15 protein-coding genes and 2 pseudogenes are annotated in these 19,376 nt (G+C 63.2%); 6 read left to right on the top strand and 11 right to left on the bottom strand.

The window, feature by feature from the left end; translation table 11 throughout:
- Positions 1-161 precede the first annotated feature (161 nt).
- Together OKW40_RS03025 and OKW40_RS03020 are read right to left on the bottom strand one after the other, a co-directional pair.
- Positions 162-1,043 (bottom strand): F0F1 ATP synthase subunit gamma, encoded by an 882-nt coding sequence (locus tag OKW40_RS03025; protein ID WP_429488071.1) that lies wholly within the window; start codon positions 1,041-1,043, stop codon positions 162-164.
- Between the two features lie 341 nt (positions 1,044-1,384).
- A complete protein-coding gene (locus tag OKW40_RS03020; protein ID WP_429488069.1) occupies positions 1,385-1,912 on the bottom strand; it encodes a flavodoxin family protein in 528 nt (175 codons plus the stop codon).
- A 368-nt stretch (positions 1,913-2,280) separates the two neighbouring features.
- Here OKW40_RS03020 and OKW40_RS03015 point away from each other — a divergent pair.
- The 4 genes and pseudogenes from OKW40_RS03015 to OKW40_RS03000 form a co-directional block, all read left to right on the top strand.
- Positions 2,281-2,535: pseudogene (locus OKW40_RS03015) on the top strand (universal stress protein); the annotation flags it as partial.
- Positions 2,532-3,359 carry a universal stress protein gene (locus OKW40_RS03010; protein WP_429488067.1) on the top strand — a complete coding sequence of 276 codons (828 nt, stop codon included), beginning with the start codon at positions 2,532-2,534 and terminating at the stop codon, positions 3,357-3,359. The pseudogene OKW40_RS03015 and the gene OKW40_RS03010, both read left to right, overlap by 4 nt.
- A gap of 439 nt (positions 3,360-3,798) precedes the next feature.
- The gene (locus OKW40_RS03005) at positions 3,799-4,446 is read left to right on the top strand and encodes a response regulator (RefSeq protein ID WP_429332420.1); all 648 of its coding nucleotides are present in this window, start codon (positions 3,799-3,801) and stop codon (positions 4,444-4,446) included.
- Positions 4,447-4,588: 142 nt separating this feature from the next.
- Positions 4,589-5,620, top strand: coding sequence for an Acg family FMN-binding oxidoreductase (locus OKW40_RS03000; RefSeq protein ID WP_429488065.1), 1,032 nt, complete (start codon positions 4,589-4,591; stop codon positions 5,618-5,620).
- Positions 5,621-5,870: 250 nt separating this feature from the next.
- Here OKW40_RS03000 and OKW40_RS02995 read toward each other — a convergent pair.
- Positions 5,871-6,861 (bottom strand): annotated as a pseudogene (locus tag OKW40_RS02995) (zinc-dependent alcohol dehydrogenase family protein).
- 151 nt (positions 6,862-7,012) lie between these two features.
- Positions 7,013-9,046, bottom strand: coding sequence for an ATP-binding protein (locus OKW40_RS02990; protein WP_429488063.1), 2,034 nt, complete (start codon positions 9,044-9,046; stop codon positions 7,013-7,015).
- A gap of 260 nt (positions 9,047-9,306) precedes the next feature.
- On the opposite strand from OKW40_RS02990, the gene OKW40_RS02985 reads away from it, so the two are divergent.
- Entirely contained in the window at positions 9,307-10,425 is a 1,119-nt protein-coding gene (locus tag OKW40_RS02985; RefSeq protein ID WP_429488061.1) for a patatin-like phospholipase family protein, read from the top strand.
- Between the two features lie 142 nt (positions 10,426-10,567).
- Here OKW40_RS02985 and OKW40_RS02980 read toward each other — a convergent pair whose 3' ends face one another.
- From OKW40_RS02980 to hppD, 3 genes are all read right to left on the bottom strand, one after another.
- Positions 10,568-11,773 carry an amino acid aminotransferase gene (locus tag OKW40_RS02980; RefSeq protein WP_429488060.1) on the bottom strand — a complete coding sequence of 402 codons (1,206 nt, stop codon included), beginning with the start codon at positions 11,771-11,773 and terminating at the stop codon, positions 10,568-10,570.
- A 44-nt stretch (positions 11,774-11,817) separates the two neighbouring features.
- Positions 11,818-13,200, bottom strand: a complete 1,383-nt coding sequence (locus tag OKW40_RS02975; RefSeq protein ID WP_429488058.1) for an amino acid permease — start codon at positions 13,198-13,200, stop codon at positions 11,818-11,820.
- Between the two features lie 94 nt (positions 13,201-13,294).
- Complete coding sequence (gene hppD / locus OKW40_RS02970) at positions 13,295-14,368, bottom strand: 4-hydroxyphenylpyruvate dioxygenase (RefSeq protein WP_184073194.1); 1,074 nt, start codon at positions 14,366-14,368, stop codon at positions 13,295-13,297.
- A 270-nt stretch (positions 14,369-14,638) separates the two neighbouring features.
- Here hppD and OKW40_RS02965 point away from each other — a divergent pair, with 270 nt between their 5' ends.
- Positions 14,639-15,112, top strand: a complete 474-nt coding sequence (locus OKW40_RS02965) for an Lrp/AsnC family transcriptional regulator (RefSeq protein WP_429360543.1) — start codon at positions 14,639-14,641, stop codon at positions 15,110-15,112.
- Between the two features lie 125 nt (positions 15,113-15,237).
- Here OKW40_RS02965 and OKW40_RS02960 read toward each other — a convergent pair whose 3' ends face one another.
- The 4 genes from OKW40_RS02960 to OKW40_RS02945 all read right to left on the bottom strand — a co-directional run bounded on the left by OKW40_RS02960 (position 15,238) and on the right by OKW40_RS02945 (position 19,361).
- Positions 15,238-15,435 carry a hypothetical protein gene (locus OKW40_RS02960; protein ID WP_429488478.1) on the bottom strand — a complete coding sequence of 66 codons (198 nt, stop codon included), beginning with the start codon at positions 15,433-15,435 and terminating at the stop codon, positions 15,238-15,240.
- Between the two features lie 135 nt (positions 15,436-15,570).
- The gene (locus tag OKW40_RS02955; RefSeq protein ID WP_429488057.1) at positions 15,571-16,323 is read right to left on the bottom strand and encodes a dTMP kinase; all 753 of its coding nucleotides are present in this window, start codon (positions 16,321-16,323) and stop codon (positions 15,571-15,573) included.
- Positions 16,324-16,332: 9 nt separating this feature from the next.
- Positions 16,333-17,760, bottom strand: a complete 1,428-nt coding sequence (locus tag OKW40_RS02950) for a tryptophanase (RefSeq protein WP_429488055.1) — start codon at positions 17,758-17,760, stop codon at positions 16,333-16,335.
- A gap of 68 nt (positions 17,761-17,828) precedes the next feature.
- Entirely contained in the window at positions 17,829-19,361 is a 1,533-nt protein-coding gene (locus OKW40_RS02945) for a B12-binding domain-containing radical SAM protein (protein WP_429488053.1), read from the bottom strand.
- Positions 19,362-19,376 lie beyond the last annotated feature (15 nt).

The raw sequence follows: 19,376 nt of genomic DNA, 5'->3' as shown, positions 1-19,376 counted from the left end.
ATCAGCGACGGCGGAAACGGGGTTAGTCCGTCGTCGCCGGTCGTAGGAATCGGCTGACCCCAGTTGAACGATCGGACGACACGGTCCGTGCTCCACCGCCGAGGCTCAAACGCACGTCACCGAACCGGGCAGCGACAAGCAGAGCCAGCACGCGGCGCGCTTCACGACTGCCCCCGTGCCGACGTAGCCGGCGGCACGCAGGCGCCCGTCGCGGCCAGTTCGGCGATTTCGGCGGTGATCTCGTCCTGCCGGACGATCCGATAGTCGCGCGTGAGTTCCTGCAGCCGGTCCTTCACATGACGGCTCGCCGCCAGCATCGCCCCGACGCGCGCCGCGCTTTCCGCCGCGAATGACTGCATCAGGCCTTCGCACAGTTCGAGGTACACGTAGCGCTCGGTGAGGCCCCTCAGCAAGCCGTCGAGCGGCAGGTTCAAAAGCGGCGCCTGCCCGCGCGACGCCACCCGGAAGCGCGTGAAATCGAACGGCACCAGCCGCCGCGTCACGATGCGCTCGTCGAGTCCGGGGCCGGGCGTCGCGTGCACGAGCCACACCTGCGACGACGCCTGATCGCGAAAGCGCGCGAACACCGCGTCCGCGAGCTGACTGGCCACGCGCATCACGACCTCCGCGTGCGAGGCCATTCCCACGGACCAGCCGTAATGCAATGCGCGTTCCTGGGCGAGCATCACGCCGCGCGTGCCGACGATGAAAATCTCGCCCGGCTCGCCCGCCTTCAATCGTTCGACGCGCGCCAGCAGATGCTCGTTGAAGCCGCCGACGAAACCCTGCTCGGTGCATAGCACGATCAGAATGCGCGCGGTGCCTTCCGGTGGCGCGTATTGCGCCGCATGTGCCGACGATGCGGCAGCCAGCACCATCCCGATCGCCTCGCCGACGGTCGCCGCCGTCGAGCGGATGCCCGCGAGCCGCGCCTGCGCCTCGCGCTCGCGCGCGGCGGCGATGCCGCGCATCGCGCCAATCACCGTTTCGAGTTGCCGCGCCGAAGCGGTGCGGCTTTCGATCTCACTGAGCTTGCTGCTCATCGGGACTCCCTGCTGCTTGCGCCGCGCGCGCACGTTCGTGCATCGCGCACTCGACGAGCGGCTCCGCAACTCCCTCACGATAGCGGCCCGCCCAGCATGCAAGCTGATCCATCGCCTGCGCGCGCGAGCGCTATGACGAAGCGGCACGGCGCTACGACGCGGCGCGTCACCGTTTCCCTTTCGACCTCGCGAATGTCATTCGTCCGGAGCTCGACAAGCCGGCTTTCACGGTACCGGACGCAACGCCGGTGCACCGTCATCCACGCACCGACTTCGGCGCGTTGCGTGGTTCGCTGCGGGTTTAGTTGCATCCTTCCCGACCGCGCGTGCGACCGCCCGAGCTACACCAGCCACTCCGTCTCCCGCCGCGCCGCCATTCTTTGCCTGATCTTCTGCGCGAACGCTTCGCGTTTGTTGGCGTCCCTGCGGCGGTACAGATCGCTGCCGCTGATCACGCAGGCCGCAAGCGGCGTCTTGCCCGCCGCCTCCGACATCTGCTTCAGCGCCGATCCGCTGCCGCGCGCGCCCTCGCAGCAGAACAGCGCCAGGTGACGGATCTGTCCTCCGTTCGATTCCAGCCACGCCCGAACCGGCGCGCACGCGCGGCCTGCCCAGACGGGCGCGCCGACGACGACGAGGTCGTACGCGGCGACGTCGAGCACCGCCGGCATCACGGCGGCGCGCCGATGGCACAGCGCATCGATCACCGATCTGACGTAGCCGCGTGCGCCATCACGCGATCGTGGCCCGGCGCGTTCGCGGATCGGTTCGATGTCGGCGTCGAGTTCGGACGCGAGCAGTTCGGCAACACGTCGCGTGGTGCCGGTTCGCGAGTAGTAAACGATCAGAATCCTGCAACGCTCGGTCATGTTCCTTCTCCGGCAGCAGACACTGGGCGCTCCGTCCGCCAATTGGGCGTCACTCGTTGCGTGCGCGAAGCGCGCACGCCGAGCCGGGGTATGGACTCAGCCCGGATTAACCGGAACATTCCCTGGCCGTGATCGTTGCCCTCCACAGACGGCACGCAACTGCAGGCACCGCTACGGCGCGACGTCCGCTGCTATCACTGTATTTGCGCGCAGCCGGCAGAGCTTGACCTACATCAACTGGCGTGCGGCATCGGCGCGCTTGATCTGCGTCAATAGTCGCGCCGGGCCGGCCCATAGACTCCATTTGACAACGGGCTTACGCCGGTGTCCCCACGTTCTGTCACGGCGCTTTGGCGATGAGCTACAAGCCACGCACGGTGGAAGCCTCGACACCTGGCGAAGACGTCGCGAAGCGCATCGTCGCGGCGGCGCTCGAATGGCACGCCGACGCGATTGTGATGGGCACGCACGGCCGCCGTCGTGTTCAACGACTGATGCTCGGCAGCGTCGCCGAGCGCGTGCTGCGCAGTGCCCGCTGCCCGGTTCTGACGATCCCGGCCCATGCAGGCGTCGAACCAGCCGACCATTCCGTCCCGGCCTCAGCCGAAAAGGAACTGACATGAGCTATAAGACCCTGCTCGTTCACATCGACGACAGCCGCCGCTGCGACACTCGCGTCGCGCTCGCGCTCGATCTTGCGCAGCGTTGGGATGCACACCTGATCGGTCTGTATGTCGTGTGCGAGGGCCTCGCGAAACCGCTGTTCGGCACCGACGACGGTTTCGTTGCCCAACGCGCCGCACTGACGACCGATCGCCGCGAGACGGCGCGGCATGCATTTCTCGCCGCGGCCGAGCGCGCCGGCCGCGCAGCGCAATGGCGCGCGCCGGAGGGCTCCCCCGTCGCCGTGACGACGCTTCACGCGCGGCACGCCGACCTGCTGGTGCTCGGCCAGCCCGACCCGCGAGATCCCGCCAGCTACGTCGACCGGCATTTCGTCGGCGAGGTCGTGCTCGGCGCGGGGCGTCCCGCGCTCGTGATCCCGCGCGCGGGCGCCGTGCCGACGCTCGGCGAGAACGTGCTGATCGCGTGGGACGGCAGCCGCGAAGCCTCGCGAGCGATCGCCGACGCGATGCCGCTGCTCGAACGGGCGCGCTTCGTTGGCGTCGCCGTCGTCGAGCCCACGCACGACCATGAAGCGGGACCCAGCGCGATCGACGTCGCGGCATGGCTCGAAGCGCACGGCGTGCGCGCGTCGTTCTCGACGACGCCGCGCCTCGGCATCGCCGGCACGGGCGCGACGCTGCTGAACCGGGTGTCGGATCTACATGCCGATCTGCTCGTGATGGGCGCGTATGGCCATTCGCGTGCGCGTGAGCGCGTGTGGGGCGGCGTTACGCGGACGATGCTCGAATCGATGACGGTGCCCGTGCTAATGGCGCATTGACAGGACGCCGTGCCGAACGAACGCTGCTGCGCGGCGTGGGGCGGTACACGCCGCGCGCCTGCGCGCCGCGCATCAACTCCCGCGCCGCCTCGGTCCGCTCAATGCGAACCATTCACGGCGAAACGCGACACCGTCCTTCCGCCTCGTTCAGGAAGCGCTGAATAAGGTCGCCGCCATGCGAAGGCGAAACACGGCCGAAGTGACATCTCACACAAACGGCCCGACCGCCCGCCACGGATAGCGGACAATGGATCGTGAACGAGACGCCGATCGCGAGACGGTTGGAGCCAGCGGTCACGAAATGCCGTTCGGATTGATCGACGTGCGCGAACACGCCTATGCTCGGCGACTCCATGCGGATCGATACAGCGCAAAGCGCCGATTTCGCGATTGCGGTCAGGTTTCCTTGGCAATGGATGCAACCGGGAGAGATCACCCCATGATCAAGGTGTTGCTGGCCGACGACCACACGCTCGTGCGCGACGGACTGCGCCATATCCTGCAGCAGGCGAGCGGCTTCGAAGTGGCCGGCGAAGCTTGCGACAGCGCGACGACGATCGCGCTGATTCGCGCGACGCAGGCCCACGTGCTCGTGCTCGACCTGTCGATGCCGGGGCGCAATGGCATTGAACTGATCAAGCAGATCAAGGAGGAAAAACCCGGCCTGCGGATTCTGGTGCTGACGATGCACGCCGAGCAGCAATACGCGGTGCGAGCGTTCAAGGCGGGCGCGTCCGGCTATCTGACCAAGGAAAGCGCGAGCGCGGAACTGGTCGGCGCGGTGACGAAAGTCGCGTCAGGGGGCGTTTATGTCAGCCTCGCGATGGCCGAACGCTTTGCCCAGAACCTGAACGAGCCTGCCGACGCGCTGCCGCACCAGCGGCTGTCCGATCGCGAATTCGACGTGTTCCGGCGCCTTGTCGAAGGCGAGAGCATCACCGAGATCGCCAACGAACTATGCGTCAGCGTGAAGACGATCAGCACGCACAAGACGCGCATCCTCGAAAAAATGCAGATGCCGAACGAGAACGGGCTGGTTCGCTATGCGATCCGCCATAAGCTGTTCGACGACGAAAACGACCTGTAGCGCTTCTCCGCTGCGAGACCCGCGCAAAGCGTACGCGAGACATCTGAAACGTCGACCTGCCACAAACCTGCCACGGTACCCGGCGACACGATGACGACACGAACCGCGTGCTCGCGGGAACGATCCGAAAGGAGACTTCGAGATGAACGATGCCGCCCAACATGACGCGTGGGAAATCGGCGAACCGCACACCCACGCCTCCACGCCACTGGAACAGCAGCTGCGCTTTGCGCTGCATTATGCGGTGCTCGCGCCGTCGAATCACAACACGCAACCGTGGCGGTTCATCGTCGATGGCGAGACCGTACAGATCTGCGCCGACCGCATGCGCGCGCTTCCCGTGGTCGATCCTTTCGATCGCGAACTTCTGATGAGCTGCGGCGCGGCGTTGCTCAATCTTCGCGTGGCGCTGTGCCGTCTCGGTCTCGCTTATGCGATCACGCTGTTTCCATCGGAAGCCGACCCCGACATCGTGGCGCTCGTGCGCGTGTCGCGCGACGGGCTCCGCGACCCGCACTTGCACGAACTATTCGACGCGCTGACGGCGCGCGTGACGACGCGTGCGCCGTTCGCCGACGAAGCCGTTCCGGCGGCACTGCAACGCAAGCTCAGCGACGCCTGCGACGACGAGGGCGCGATTGCCTGTTGCGTGGAGCAAACGACCGCGCGCGAGGCGCTTGCGCAACTGATCGCCGACGCCGATCACGCGCAGTTCGCGGACCCACGCTTCCGTCGCGAGCTCGCCAGCTGGATCCACCCGCGCCGGCGCGACGATGGCATGCCGGCCTACGGTACCGCTGTCGGAGCATTGCTCGACTTCGCGGCGCCGCTCGTCGGCCTGGCCGTCCGCGTATTCGATGTGGGCGCGGGACAGCCCGCCACGCATCAGCACCTCGTGCAAGGCTCGCCGCTGATGGTCGGCATCGCCAAGATGCGCGACGACCGCGAGGCATGGCTCGCCGCGGGACAGGCGCTCGAGCGGATGCTGCTGGTCGCGGCATCCGCGGGACTGACCGCTTCCTACCTGAACCAGCCGATCGAAGTGGACCCGCTGCGCGAGCGGCTCCGGACGCTGCTGGGAACGGAGGCGATTCCGCAGCTTCTGCTCCGCGTCGGCCGCGGTCCGCGCGTCAGTCATGCGCCGAGGCGGCCGCTGGCCGATGTGGTGTCCTGACACGCGTGAGTCCGGGCACGCGTGGAAACGGTACCGATGGGCCCTGATGAAGGTCGCGCGACAGCCAGACCAACGCCGGCATGCGCGATCCGACCGAAGAATCGCCATGTCATGCGCTACCCCAATGCCGCCACATGCTGCATGAACTGGACCTCAGCACTTCGCGATGGCCGCGCTTGAGCGAACGCGGCCAGCAACGATATCAAGCGGAAAAGCAGCGCGTTGCCTCACCTCAATGTCGGTTCGCGGGCTACACCGTTACCACGATCTTTCCGAACTGCCCGTTGGTTTCGAGGTAGCGGTGCGCGTCGACGATCTCGTCGAACCCAAAGGTGCGATCGATGACCGGCTTCAGCGAGCCGCTTTCGAGCCCCTTGAGCACGAACTCCACCGCAGCCTTTCGGCGCGTCGGGTCGCCACTCGTCAGCCAGATGTTGTGCGCCTTCACGGAAATCATTTTGGCGATCATCGGCAGCACGGGCAGCGTCGTGGCACGATTCGTCTAGCGCGCCGTACAGATACGCGATCCCCTGGAAGGACAGCGCCGAGACCAGTTTCGCGAAGTTCGGGCCGCCGACCGGATCGAACGCGACACGAGCCCCCTTTCCATCCGTGATCCGCATGATCGCTTCGACAAGGTCCGACTCGTCCGTGACGACCACGTGTGCGGCACCCGCGTCGAGCAACTGCTGTCGCTTGCCAGCATGGCGCGTGACCGCGATCGACGTCGCCCCCGCGTAATTCGCTAGCTGGATCGCTGCCAGTCCAACGCTGCTCGAAGCGGCCGGTATGACGACATAGTCGCCGGCGCCCACCTTCGCATCTTCGATCAGCGCGCCATATGCGGTGACGAACATCATCCACACCGACGCGGCCTCGGCGAAGGAAAGAGATTTCGGATGCCTGACGACTGCATGGTCCGGCACGATGATGACTTCGCCGTAGGTGAAGTACTGATTCATCGAGAACGACGGGATCACATTGACCTCGTCTCCGGGCGCGAAACCGCCGACGCCCTCGCCCACCGCGTCGACGATGCCGGCCGCCTCGTACCCGAGTCCGGCCGGAAAGCGGACTGGTTCGATGTACTGGTCGGTGCGCCACATCGATTCCGCGCGATTGAGACCGATCGCTTTCACGTTGATGCGAACTTCACCGCGGCCGGGGCCGCGGACCGATTCGTCGACGAATCGAAGCACTTCCGGCCCACCGGCCTCGGCAAACCTGACAGTCCGTGACATCACTACCTCCTGGATGGATTGATGGTAGAGCATTGCGAAAATTGCCACGTCGTTCCCGCGAGGGAATTCGACTGATAAGCGGGGAAATCCGAACAGTGCTTTTCGTCGTCGCCCCAGAACGCCGCCTCGCACAAAGAGGGTCGATCGAAAACTACGCGGTGGACGGATTTTCGCTGGTCATTCGCCTGATGATCGCAAGCAGTTCTTCGATATCGACGGGTTTGACGAGATGACTATCACACCCCGCTCCCGCTGAGCGAGCCACGTTCTCAGGCTGTCCGTAGCCCGACACGGCGACGATTTCAAGGCGCTTGCCGGCCGCCTGACGGTCCCTCAGCCGACGCGCAACCTCATAGCCGCTGATTCCCGGCAGACCAAGATCAAGGAAAACGATCTGCGGCTCGAAGGCAGCGGCAATCTGAAGCGCTTCTTCCCCGCTGTGTGCGGTGCGCACATCGTGCGCGTCGAGAATCATTGCGAGCGACAGCGCGGCATCGCTGTTATCGTCGACGATCAGAACACGCAATGGATCGGACGGCGGTCGACCTGCTTCGGCACCGTCCTTCGCCTGCTGGTTGCTGCCCTGGCAAACGGGTAGACGTATTTCGAATTCACTGCCTCTGTTCTTGCCTTCGCTCCTGGCGACAATGGTCCCGCCGTGCATCTCGGTCAGCGTCTTGCACACCGAGAGCCCGATCCCAAGACCGCCCCTGGACGGCTCGCCGTGGCAGGAACCCTGTACGAACAGATCGAACACGTGAGGCAGTGCGTCGCCCGAAATACCCGTGCCCGTGTCCGACACGGTAACGGATACCTCCTGACCGACGAGCGTCGCGCATACGACGATCCGGCCACCGTCGTCGGTGTATTTGATCGCGTTATCCAGCAGATTGGCAAATGTCTGGGTGATCCGCGCCGGGTCACCGTGGACGTACACTGGGTGCGCGAGCGGCAGACGCACGATGTCGTGATGCCGCTGCAACGCAGCCGGCATCGTGATCTCGAGAGCGTGGTCGAGTGCCAGCCTGATATCGAAGACCTCGCGCTTCAACTCGATCTTGCCGGTGGTGATCCTCGATACATCGAGCAGGTCGTCGATCAGATGCGACAGGTGGCCGGTCTGGCGTTCGATCACATTGCGCAGCCATTCACGTTTGGCGGGATCGGCTCCCGCGCCGTGGCCCAGCAGATGCGCGGCGTTACGCACGGGCGCCAATGGGTTGCGCAGCTCGTGCGCGAGCGTGGCCAGAAAGATGTCCTTGCGGCGATCGGCGTCCTGCAATTTCGCCTCCGCGTCGGTCCGCTCCGTCACGTCGCACAAGCTGCCAATGAACGTGTAATCGTCCTGCTGAACGGGCGGACGCAGATACCCGAACATTTCGACGGTCCTGAGCGCGTGGTCGGTTACGCGGTGCAGCCGGAACGCGACATGCACCGGCTCGCCGGAGACCAGCCGGGACTGAAAATGGCATTTCAGCAGTTCGACATCGTCGGGATGAACGACCGACGTCATGAACTCGGTTTCCGTCAACGGCCCCCTCTCCTCGGGCTGCCCGGTGATGTCGTACATCTGGCGGTTTTCCCACACGCCTTGTCGCGAGGCGCCACACCACTCGAAGATGCCGATGCCGGCCGCGCTCGTCGCGACACGCAGCCGCTCCTCGGTGAGCTTCAGCGCGGTCAGCACCGTGTGCAGGCTGTCCTGCGCCGCCGCCACCTCGGCCGCCTGACGTTGCATTTGCGCCTCGATGGCGTTTTCGATCATCGCGCGAAACGTGCGCTCGACGATGTCGTGTGCCCGTATGTGAACGTCGACGGAAGCCGCAACCGGACCGAAATACGCGCGGATCTCGTCTTTCAGAAAGCGCTGCATCAGATCGATGTTGCGAAACAGATCCGTGACCCGCCAACTCTCTGGCCAGAACCTGCCGGGGTACGCGACAGCCACATGCGCGGATAGTGACGCGTCGCTCTCGGCGACCAGCAGGGCGGCGCATACTTCGGCCAGCATATAGGCGAAACAGCCAATGAGTTCCTGCCCGCTGTCCGCATCGGTGTGCGCGGCCTGCTCCGAGGTCTCGGCGATCCAGCGATGCATCAGTTGCTCACGGGCACGCCCCAGCCTGTGCGCCAGCCCGTTTAGCGTGATCGCGCCTCGGGAATCCAGATCGAGATGCCGTTTCATCCAGGTACCCCCGGACGAAAGCTGTGAGCCCGCGATGCCGTCCCGGCACACCGGTTTGTGTCAGTCAACCTCTTTCTCATGGACCGTTTTAGCAGGTTACGCAGCGCGCGCTTATAAATAGTATCGCAGCATCCAAGGCGATCCGCCATGGCATGCGGGACAGGACGAACCAATTAAAAGCTCGAGGTTTCCGACGCAAGTATCCTCGCGTGCGCGTAAGATTGCCGGGAACGCGATGAAGACGCGAAGGAGCCATGGCGATGGAGGAACCCCGGAACCCGACGCGACAGAACGGCCCCAAGGTCGCGTTTGCCCTGCAAGGCGGCGGTTCGCACGGCGCCTTCACGTGGGGTGTGCTCGACCGTCTGTTGGAGGCTTCGTCGCAGGCAACCCCGCTCGATATCGCGGCGATCAGCGGCGCAAGCGCGGGCGGAATCAATGCGACGCTGTGCGCGGCGGGTCTCGCAACCAGCGGCGCACCGAAAGCACGCGACATGCTGCGCGCCTTCTGGGAAGCGGTATCGCGCGCCGGCGCGCTGGCGGGCAACGCGCTCCTCGGCTTTTCCGAACCCGGCCCATTCGGCGGCTGGAATATCGACTGGAATCCCGCCGCCATCATGCTGGAGGCCGTGGGACTCGTCGCTTCGCCTTACGGCAATCCGTTTTACCGCGATCCGCTCGGGCCGGTGATTCGTTCCGCCCTCCCCGAACAGGATCTCGCCGCGCTCAATACCACGCGCGATGGCCCGCAACTGTTCATTTGCGCAACCGACGTACGAACCAACCAACGCGCAATTTTCACCCGCCCCGAGATTTCCATTGACGTATTGCGCGCTTCCGCATGCCTGCCGAGCGAGTTTCGCACCATCAGCGTGGGCGGCATACCGTACTGGGATGGCGGCTATCTGGGCAACCCGCCTTTGGCGCCGTTGATCGCCCATGCCCAGGACCTGATTCTCGTTCTCGCGAATCCGTTCGTGCGCCACGACATGCCGCCTAAAGACGCGCGCGGCATTCTCGACCGGCTCAATGAAATCGGTTTCAACGCGTCCGTCGTACTGGAGATCAACGCGATCGAAGCGGTCAACCGTGTGCTCGACTCGGTCGGCGAGGAAGCGGCGCGCAAAAGCCGCTTCAAGCCCGTCAGGTTTCACCTGATTCGCGACGACGATTTTCTCGCGAAGTTCGGTTTTGTTTCCAAGAGCAGCACGTCCTGGTCATTGCTCAAAACGCTCTTCGAGCGTGGCCGCGAAGTGGCGAACGTATGGCTCGAGAACGACTACGCGAAACTCGGGCAAGCGTCTTCGCTCGATGTCAAGGGTTCGTTGCTCGATCCGACGCTCAAGCACAGCGGCAACGCGAGCGCGCGACGAAACTGAAAAGGACGATTTCCATGCCGTGCACCGCATCGAGAGCGTTAGCGACGGCTTCGACGTCGGTCTGGAACCGATCCGCCATCGCGCGCACCTTAGCCGGACTGATCGCGTGTCCAGCCGCGGCTCCACGCTTGCGGCAGTAGTCTCAATCGCCTGCCCGCGAGATGACCCTCGCGATGGCCTCCGCAGCCGTCGCAACGTTGTTGTCATTGAGCGCGGCGACGCACATGCGCCCGGACCGGATCAAGTAGACGCCGTGCCGTTCGCGCAACGTGTCGACCTGGTCTGCCGACAACCCGGTGTACGTGAACATACCGCGCTGCTCGAGGTAGCGCGCGAGCATCGTGTCCGGCACCTTGCCGCGCAGGCGTTCATGGATCTCCGCACGCATACGCATGATGCGCCGGCACATCGATGCAAGCTCTTGTTGCCATGATTGCCGCATTGCCGGTGTTGTCAGCACGCGCGCTACGATCTTTGCGCCGTGCGTCGGCGGATTGCTGTAGTTCGCGCGCACAGCGCTCGTCAATTGACCCAATACGCGCCCGGCAACGTCCGGCGACTCGCAAATCACCGACAGTCCGCCGCACCGCTCGCCATACAGCGAGAAGTTCTTCGAGAATGAATTGGCCACCAACGCCGGCACGTTCTGGCGCACGAGTTCACGAATCGCAAATGCGTCCGCGTCGATGCCCGCGCCGAAGCCCTGATACGCCATGTCGATGAAGGGCAGCAGGGTCCGCTTCCTGATGACCTCGATCAGTTGCACCCATTGCGCGTCGTTCAGATCGACGCCCGTCGGGTTGTGACAGCACGCGTGCAACAGGACGACGCTGCGCGCCGGCAGCGCGTCGATGGCCGATAGCATCTCTTCGAACTTGAGCCCGCCGCTCGATTCGTCGTAGTACGGGTACGTGTCGACTTCGAATCCCGCGCGCTCGAAGATGAAACGGTGGTTTTCCCACGTCGGATCGCTGACCCATACCCGTGAGCCCGCAAAATAGCGCTTGATGAAATCCGCACCGATCTTGAGCGCGCCCGAGCCGCCCAAGGTCTGCACAGTCGCGATGCGCCCCTCGGTACGTGCGGGCGAGTCGCCGCCGAACACCAACGATTGCACGGCATCGCGGTAGTGGGCGAAGCCCGCCATCGGCAGGTACGGCTTTGGACCGAGCTCGGCGAGCAGTTGTCCTTCAGCCTCACGTACGGCTTGCATCACCGGTAAGCGGCCTTGATCGTCGTAATAGATGCCGATGCTCAGATTGACCTTATGGTTGCGCGAATCCTTCGCGAAGTTCTCGTTCAATGTGAGGATCGGGTCGCCCGCATAGGCATCGATGTGTTCAAACATGCTCATTCCCTGGATTAGGCCAAATGGTTGCAGAAACGCGGTGCCTAGCGCATCGGCACACCAACTGGTACCGAGGTGTCCGCGCGTCGATTGCGCAAGCGATAGCCGACGCCCAGCGCAACGAGCCAAACGGGGATCAGGTAGACCGACATGCGCAGATCCGGTATCAGCCACATCACCACCAGGATGCCGCCAAGGAACACCAGACACAGATAGTTGGTAAGCGGATAGCCCAGGCTGCGGAATACGGTCGTCTCACCGGCTCGCGCTTTCGCGCTGCGAAAGCGCAAATGAATGACGCTGATCATTGCCCAGTTGATGATGAGCGCCGAGACGACGAGCCCCATCAGCAGTTCAAATGCCTTGCCGGGCATCAGGTAGTTGATCACCACGCAGGTGGCCGTCGCCACGGCGGAAACACCCAGCGCGACGAGCGGAATCCCGCGGGCGTTCACCTTCAGCAGAGCGCGCGGCGCATTGCCCTGGCCTGCGAGGCCGTAAAGCATGCGGCTGTTGCAGTAGACGCCGCTGTTGTACACCGACAGCGCGGCGGTGAGCACCACCGCATTGAGCACGTTGGCGACGAAGTTACTATTCATCGCGTGAAAGATCAGCACGAACGGACTACCGCCCGTAACGACTTTTTCCCACGGATACAGCGACAGCAGCACGCCGAGTGCGCCGACGTAGAAAATCAGGATCCGGTAGATCACCTGGTTGGTCGCACGCGGGATGGTGTGCGAAGGATCTTCCGCCTCGGCGGCCGTAATGCCGACGAGTTCCAGTCCACCGAACGAGAACATGATGACAGCCATCGCCATCACGAGGCCCGACACGCCGTTCGGAAAGAAGCCGCCGTGGCGCCAGAGATTGGCCACGCCCGCGTCAGGGCCTGCGTGGCCCGAAATCAACAGGTAGCCGCCGAAGCCGATCATGCCGACGATCGCCGCGACCTTGACGATCGAGAACCAGAACTCGAGCTCGCCGTACGACTTCACGCTGGTGAGGTTGATCGCGTTGATGACGCAAAAGCAGACGAGCGCGGAGACCCACGTGGGCAGACCGGGCCACCAGTACTGCATGTAGATGCCAACGGCCGACAGTTCTGCCATTGACACGAGAACGTACAGCACCCAGTAGTTCCAGCCGGACACGAAGCCGGAGAATTGGCCGCAGTATTTGCCTGCGAAGTAGCTGAAGGATCCCGCAACCGGCTCGTCGACGACCATTTCGCCGAGCTGCCGCATGATGAAGAAGGCGACGATGCCCGCGATCGCGTACCCGAGCAACACGGACGGCCCTGCCGTCTTGATGGTCTGCGCGATGCCGAGAAAGAGGCCGGTGCCGATTGCGCCTCCTAGCGCGATCAACTGAATGTGACGATTCTTCAGGCCGCGCTGTAGCGTGCCCTGTTGCTGGTGTGCCACGATGTTGTCTCCTCTGTCCTGCGGTTGGTTCTGGACGCCACGCCTCGCTTTTCGCCTGCTCTGGTCGAGAGCTATCAACGGGGTTGTACGCGCGTCAAACCTTCAGCGTGCCCCGCTCGATCTGATCGCGTTCGAGCGACTCGAACAGCGCCTTGAAATTGCCTTCGCCGAAACCTTCATCACCCTTGCGCTGGATGAATTCGAAAAAGACAGGGCCAAGCAGCGGCTTGGAAAAAATCTGCAGCAGCAGGCGCGGCGACCCGTCTGCCGTCGTTCCGTCGAGGAGGATGCCGCGCGATTGCAATTCACCCACCGCTTGACCGTGGCCCGGCAAGCGCGTCTCGAGCGCATCGTAGTAGTAGCTGTTGGGCCCCGTCATCAGCGGCACGCCTGCCATCTGCAGATTGTCGATAACCGTTATCAGATCGTCCGTCAGGAACGCGATGTGTTGAATGCCCTCGCCATTGAAGGCCATCAGGAATTCCTCGATCTGCCCGCTCCCCTTGCCAGATTCCTCGTTCAATGGAATGCGGATCTTGCCGTCCGGCGCCGTCATCGCCTTCGACGTGAGACCCGTGTATTCGCCCTCGATGTCGAAGTAGCGTAGCTCACGGAAGTTGAACAGCGTCTCGTAGAAGTTGGCCCAATACGTCATGCGGCCGCGATAGACGTTGTGCGTGAGGTGGTCGACGAGGCGCAAGCCATGACCGGCCGGCCGCCGCTCGACACCTTCGATGAACTCGAAATCGATGTCGTAGATCGACTTGCCGTCTTCGAAGCGGTCGATCAGATAAAGCGGTGCGCCGCCAATGCCTTTGATTGCCGGCAATCTCAGCTCCATTGGACCGGTTGCGATTTCGATCGGCTGAGCCCCTAGTGACAGCGCGCGGGCGTAGGCCTTGTGCGAATCCTTCACGCGAAATGCCATGCCGCACGCACTCGGGCCATGCTCGGCGGCAAAGTAAGCGGCAGCACTGTTGCGCTCGCGATTGACGATGAAGTTGATTTCGCCCTGGCGGTAAAGCAGCACGTCCTTCGAACGGTGGCGAGCCACCAGTGTGAAGCCCATCTGCTCGAACAGCGGTTCAAGGACATTGGGTACGGGCGAGGCAAATTCAACGAATTCGAAGCCCATCAGTTGCATTGGATTGTCAAACAGGTCGGCCATGATCTCTCAGGTTCAGCAGAGGGTGAATGATTTGTGGCGAGCAACCGGCACCGAGTGGCGCCGGGTGTCGGAAAAATGAAAGCAAATTTCTCCAATCGCCACGCAGGCAGCGTCCTCGGACCACTCTCTCAACGCATTTTCCGGCGTCGTCGCAGCGCCATTTGGATTCAGTGTAAGTTTTTATGGACGCAATTGGATTTCCTTGCAGACGCAGACAAACCCTGATTTGTGCATTAATATTTCATTTCACTGGAGAACGAGGAAATAAAAGTGCAGACAATCGACATCGACCGTATCGACGTGCGTCTACTGGAGATTCTTCAGTCCCAGGGGCGCATCTCCAATCTCGAACTTGCGGAGGCGATCAAACTGTCGCCCGCGCAAACGCTGAGGCGGCATCGCCGGCTCGAGGAAATGGGTGTGATCAAACGCTACGAGACGCGGCTCGACGCGCAGCTGCTGGGCTTTGGCGTAGTGGCCTTCATCCAGGTGACGATGGAGCGAGGCCATGTCCGCGACCTGTCGAAGTTCAAGCGAATGATCTCGGAACTCACCCAGGTTCAGGAATGCTTCGTCGTAACGGGTGATATCGATTACATGCTCAAGGTCGTGGCGCAAGACCTGAAAGCGCTGTCGGAGTTTCTGCTGGATACGCTGATGCGCATTCCGGGCGTGAGCGGAGTCAAGTCCAGCGTTTGCCTCGATGAAATCAAATGTACGGGCGCTGTCCCGTTGGCGGCCTAGCCCGCTGAGCGCGAGCGTCGTCCGTCACATTCCGGTGCTGCCCACTATTCCCGCATGCGTGCGTGCGCTTCAACGATCATTTTGCTCCTGAAGGTCACAGTTCCCAGGCGATGCAGAGCGAGGCACTAGTTCACCCTCCCGACCGACCGCAATACCGAGCGTCCTTGCGCGGTCAGACGCCCTCGCGCGTATCCAGACGCGAGCTTTTCCAGAAATACAAGTTGGCGCTCGCACAACACGTCGAGATCGCCGGGATCGAAATTTTCTGGACGGGGGTTTGTCTCGAGAAGCATGAGCGTTGCGATCTCATGTGGGCTAAGCATCGTCGTCTCCCTGGCTCTGATGTTCCATGCATCATGGTCCTTCCTCGAAGGATAGATGCTCATCAAAACGTGTCGACGCGCATTTTGTCGCATACCTCGATGCCCGATTCCGGCTTCCCGGGGCAGGTCGAAGCCTCAGCATGCCGCCACGCTTCGTGTAGGACGTTCCGTCCCGATAGAGCCCAACCGCCCCGCAACACGGTCGATCGCCACGAGATGACTGAGTGCCTGACAGAACGTCTCGTCGAGACTGCGCTCCGCATCCAGCGCGACAACGCCGTTGACCTCGAACACCGCGCGATAGGCCGCCACCTGACGCGTCAGAAAGCTCATCGGCGGCGGCTGGTCGTTCTCGTCGTTCCTTGCCCGCACGCGACGGTGTGAAGTCGCGCCGGAAACGTTCAGACCAAAGGCGACGTCGGGACGCAGCAAGTGACCGGCGATGCTGCGGAGCACAGGCGCAGTCTCAGCGGGATCGGAACGCGTGCCAATTTCAGCCTGAGAGGTGAACACGTAGCGGTCGCAGAAAACGACGTCGCCGCGTTCCAGTGCCGGTATGACCGTGTCGGTCAGATGCTGGACGAGGTCTCCCATGATGGACAGCAGAATGCCCAGCATGTCGACGCGCCGTCGGTTTACGTCGAGTCCGGAACCGGCGCTCGATGTATGCCAGTGGCTGTCCACCATATCCCGGAACAGCGCATCTTTGCGGATCCTACGGGTCGGCGTAAACGTCGTCACGCAGTTGAGCCCCGCACGCGTGCACGCGCTTTCGAGCCTTTCCATCAGTGACGACTTCCCCGCCCCATCCACACCGCACAACGTGACCAGAACCCCCGGATAAGCATGCGGTTTGAGCTCGAGCGTTTCGAAGACACCATTCGACATGAAATCACCTCAGACCATAACTTCCCGAGACTCCGCGAGCATCTCGTCACGGGCCTCGATCGGCGCGAGGACCGCGGTGAAGTGCTTGAGCATCGACGGTGCCGAGACGATGCGCATTCCCCGGATCGCATCGCGTCGTTGGTAGACCCGGATCAACGCGGCGGCAACCGCCGCGAGGTGGCTATCGGTGTAGACGCGGCGAGGAATGGCCAGCCTCAGCAGTTCCAGCCTCGGGGCGCTGACATTGCCCGTCGACGGATCTTCTTTCAGGAACGCCAACGAGCCCAGACCGACGGCGCGCACGCCGCCCTCCAGATAAAGCTCGGCAGCCAGCGCCTCGGCCGGGAACTGCGAGCGCGGCAGGTGCGGCAGGAAGGCGGCCGCATCGACGTACACCGCGTGTCCACCGGTCGGTCTCAGTATCGGAACGCCGCCGGCAAGCAGTGTGTCCCCTAGCCGTTCGACCTGACCTACGCGGTGTTGCAGGTATCGGTCGTCGACCATCTCGCGCAGACCGATCGCGAGCGCCTCGAGATCGCGGCCCGCCATCCCTCCGTAGGTGAGGAAACCTTCATACAGCACGAGCAGCGGCACGACCTGCTCATAGAGCGTGCGCGACCGTGTCGCGAGCAAGCCGCCGATGTTGACCAGTGCGTCCTTTTTGCAGCTGAACGTGCAGCCCTCGGCATAGGAAAACTGCTCCTTCAGAATTTCCGCCACGGACCGGTTCGCATACCCGCTCTCGCGCTGCTGGATGAAGTAAGCATTCTCCGCGCAGCGCGCCGCATCGAAGTAGACCGGAATCGCAAACTCATCGGCCAACGCCCTCACCGCGCGCAGGTTCGCCATCGACACCGGCTGGCCGCCGCCCGCGTTGTTCGTCAGCGAGACCATGATCAGCGGAATATTGTCGCGCCCTTCGCTTTCGATCACGTTGCGCAGCTTCTGCACATCCACGTCGCCCTTGAACGGGTGCTCGACAGCGGGTTGGTAGCCGATTTCGGCGACGCACGGTATCGCGGTCCCGCCGGCAATCGATACGTGTGCCTCGGTCGAATCGAACGGCGCGTTGAATGGCACCACCTGGCCTGGGCGCACGAGGGTCCGAAACAGGAAGTGCTCGGCCGGCCGGCCCTGATGGGTTGGCAATACGTAGTCGAAGCCGAGCATGTCCCGCACGGCCTGCGTCAACTTCGTGAAACTGCGGGAACCGGCATATGATTCGTCGCCGGTCATGATGCCGGCCCACTGGTTCGCGCTCATCGCGGAGGTGCCGCTGTCCGTCATCAGATCGATGTAGACGTCGTCTGCTTCGAGCCGAAAGACGTTGTACCCGGCGGCGACAAGCCGCGCCTGCCGTTGCTCGCGGTCGATCAGCCTGATCGGCTCGACCATCTTGATCCTGTACGGCTCAGGCTGGCTGTTTTCTAAAAGCATGCACTCCTCCTGGGTTGAAAGTACGCAGGCCACTGGATGACCGGCCGCTTCGGGCATCGCACACCGCATCAGGCACTTTGCTCGATCGTCACAACCTCGATCGGTGCCCAATCCGCATCGCCGCCGGCCGCGGACGTGCGGTGACAACCGCGAGCGTCGTGGGCCGCTTCGAAGCGTTTCTCGATCCGGTTCAGGATCGACCAATACGCGCCCCGTTCGCCTTGCGCGATCGCTTCGACCAGCGCGTCGTTCGCGTTGTAGTTGAACAGACTCGCGTTGGTCCCGAAGAACCGCCGATCATTGCCGATCAGTTCGGCAATGAATTGCTGCGGGTCCGGGCCCAATGCGGTCGGCAGATAGAACACCGGATGCAGCAGATCGTCGTTGCCTTCGATATGGCCGTGAAGATTCGGATTTCCGACGTGCAGGCCTTCGCGGCGAATCATCTGCTCGAGCTCGGTGCCGGGGAAAATCCTCAGCCCGACCGTCACCGAAACGCGCTCCGGATCGACCCGCTTGATGAACTCGATCGTCTCGCGCGCGGTTTCCTGCGTCTCGCCGGGGGCGCCGAACAGCAGCTCGATGATGTGCTCGAGGCCGTGGCGCTTCGCCGTATTGACCGCATGCTCGATGTCGTGGGCGCTAAAGGTGCGGCGCAGTATCTTCAGCATCGTTTCGCTGGCGGTGTCGACGCCGAAGTTCATGCCGACGCAACCGGCTGCTTTCATCGCGGCCGCGAGTTCATCGGGAAAGGGCCGCGGCATACCGTACGCATACCACTGGATTTTGCCGGCGAGCCCGTGCCGGATGATGGCCGCGCACAGCGCAAGAGGATGCGCGACGCTCAGATTGAATTCCGAGTCGTTGATGTGAAAGACGTTGACCCCGCGTTCTTCGAGCGATGCCATCTCGGCGACGACATCATCGGGTTCGCGCATGCGCACCGTGCGGCCTTTGATCAGCGGCTCGACGCAATAGATGCAGGAGCGATTGCAACCGCGCTTCGTTTCGATACCGATCTGGCCGCCTTTGGCGAAATAGTGGGGGTTGTCGACCAGCTCGCGTTTGTGAGGCCCGATGCTGGCCAGCGGTCCGCATGCGTTCGGGGCGAGCGGCGTAGCGCGCACCCCGGCCGTATCGCGGTAGACCACGCCGGGTATGTGCGTGAAACTCCTGCCTTCTTCGAGGCAGGTCAGCAGCTCGGGAAAGCTGAATTCGCCTTCCCTGACGATGCCGAAGTCGGCGTCGAGGTAAGCAAGCAGCTTTTCCGGCATCACCGAGTAGCCCGCGCCGCCCATCACGACCGGAACCGCGCGCGCGCGCCGAAGCAACGCGACGATGTCCCTGATTCTGTCGAGAAAGCTGTAGCCGCTGGAAAAATAGACGTCGTCGGTATTTCGCAGCGTCACCCCCCAGTAATCCGGCGCGGCGGTGCGGCAGTGCGCGGCAATGGCCGCCTCGCAATCGTCGGAGAAGCACAGGTCGAGCAAATCGAGCTCGAACCCGGCTCGCTCCATCGGCGCCGACAGGTAGTCGAATGCAATCGGCGCAATCGCCGGTTTGATCTGGTTCGTGTTGACGAAGGTGACGCGCTTGGCCATGTTCGATCGGTCTCG

This window comes from Paraburkholderia sp. RAU6.4a, assembly GCF_050435625.1.
Classification (GTDB): domain Bacteria; phylum Pseudomonadota; class Gammaproteobacteria; order Burkholderiales; family Burkholderiaceae; genus Paraburkholderia; species Paraburkholderia tuberum.
Note: the sequence above shows the minus strand (reverse complement) of the source record. Positions and strands in the feature narration are given on the sequence as shown.

Coding starts and splice junctions, on each gene's coding strand:
- OKW40_RS03025 (WP_429488071.1), bottom strand. CDS start 1,043: ATGAGCAGCAAGCTCAGTGAGATCGAAAGCCGCACCGCTTCGGCGCGG.
- OKW40_RS03020 (WP_429488069.1), bottom strand. CDS start 1,912: ATGACCGAGCGTTGCAGGATTCTGATCGTTTACTACTCGCGAACCGGC.
- OKW40_RS03010 (WP_429488067.1), top strand. CDS start 2,532: ATGAGCTATAAGACCCTGCTCGTTCACATCGACGACAGCCGCCGCTGC.
- OKW40_RS03005 (WP_429332420.1), top strand. CDS start 3,799: ATGATCAAGGTGTTGCTGGCCGACGACCACACGCTCGTGCGCGACGGA.
- OKW40_RS03000 (WP_429488065.1), top strand. CDS start 4,589: ATGAACGATGCCGCCCAACATGACGCGTGGGAAATCGGCGAACCGCAC.
- OKW40_RS02990 (WP_429488063.1), bottom strand. CDS start 9,046: ATGAAACGGCATCTCGATCTGGATTCCCGAGGCGCGATCACGCTAAAC.
- OKW40_RS02985 (WP_429488061.1), top strand. CDS start 9,307: ATGGAGGAACCCCGGAACCCGACGCGACAGAACGGCCCCAAGGTCGCG.
- OKW40_RS02980 (WP_429488060.1), bottom strand. CDS start 11,773: ATGTTTGAACACATCGATGCCTATGCGGGCGACCCGATCCTCACATTG.
- hppD (WP_184073194.1), bottom strand. CDS start 14,368: ATGGCCGACCTGTTTGACAATCCAATGCAACTGATGGGCTTCGAATTC.
- OKW40_RS02960 (WP_429488478.1), bottom strand. CDS start 15,435: ATGCTTAGCCCACATGAGATCGCAACGCTCATGCTTCTCGAGACAAAC.
- OKW40_RS02955 (WP_429488057.1), bottom strand. CDS start 16,323: ATGTCGAATGGTGTCTTCGAAACGCTCGAGCTCAAACCGCATGCTTAT.
- OKW40_RS02950 (WP_429488055.1), bottom strand. CDS start 17,760: ATGCTTTTAGAAAACAGCCAGCCTGAGCCGTACAGGATCAAGATGGTC.
- OKW40_RS02945 (WP_429488053.1), bottom strand. CDS start 19,361: ATGGCCAAGCGCGTCACCTTCGTCAACACGAACCAGATCAAACCGGCG.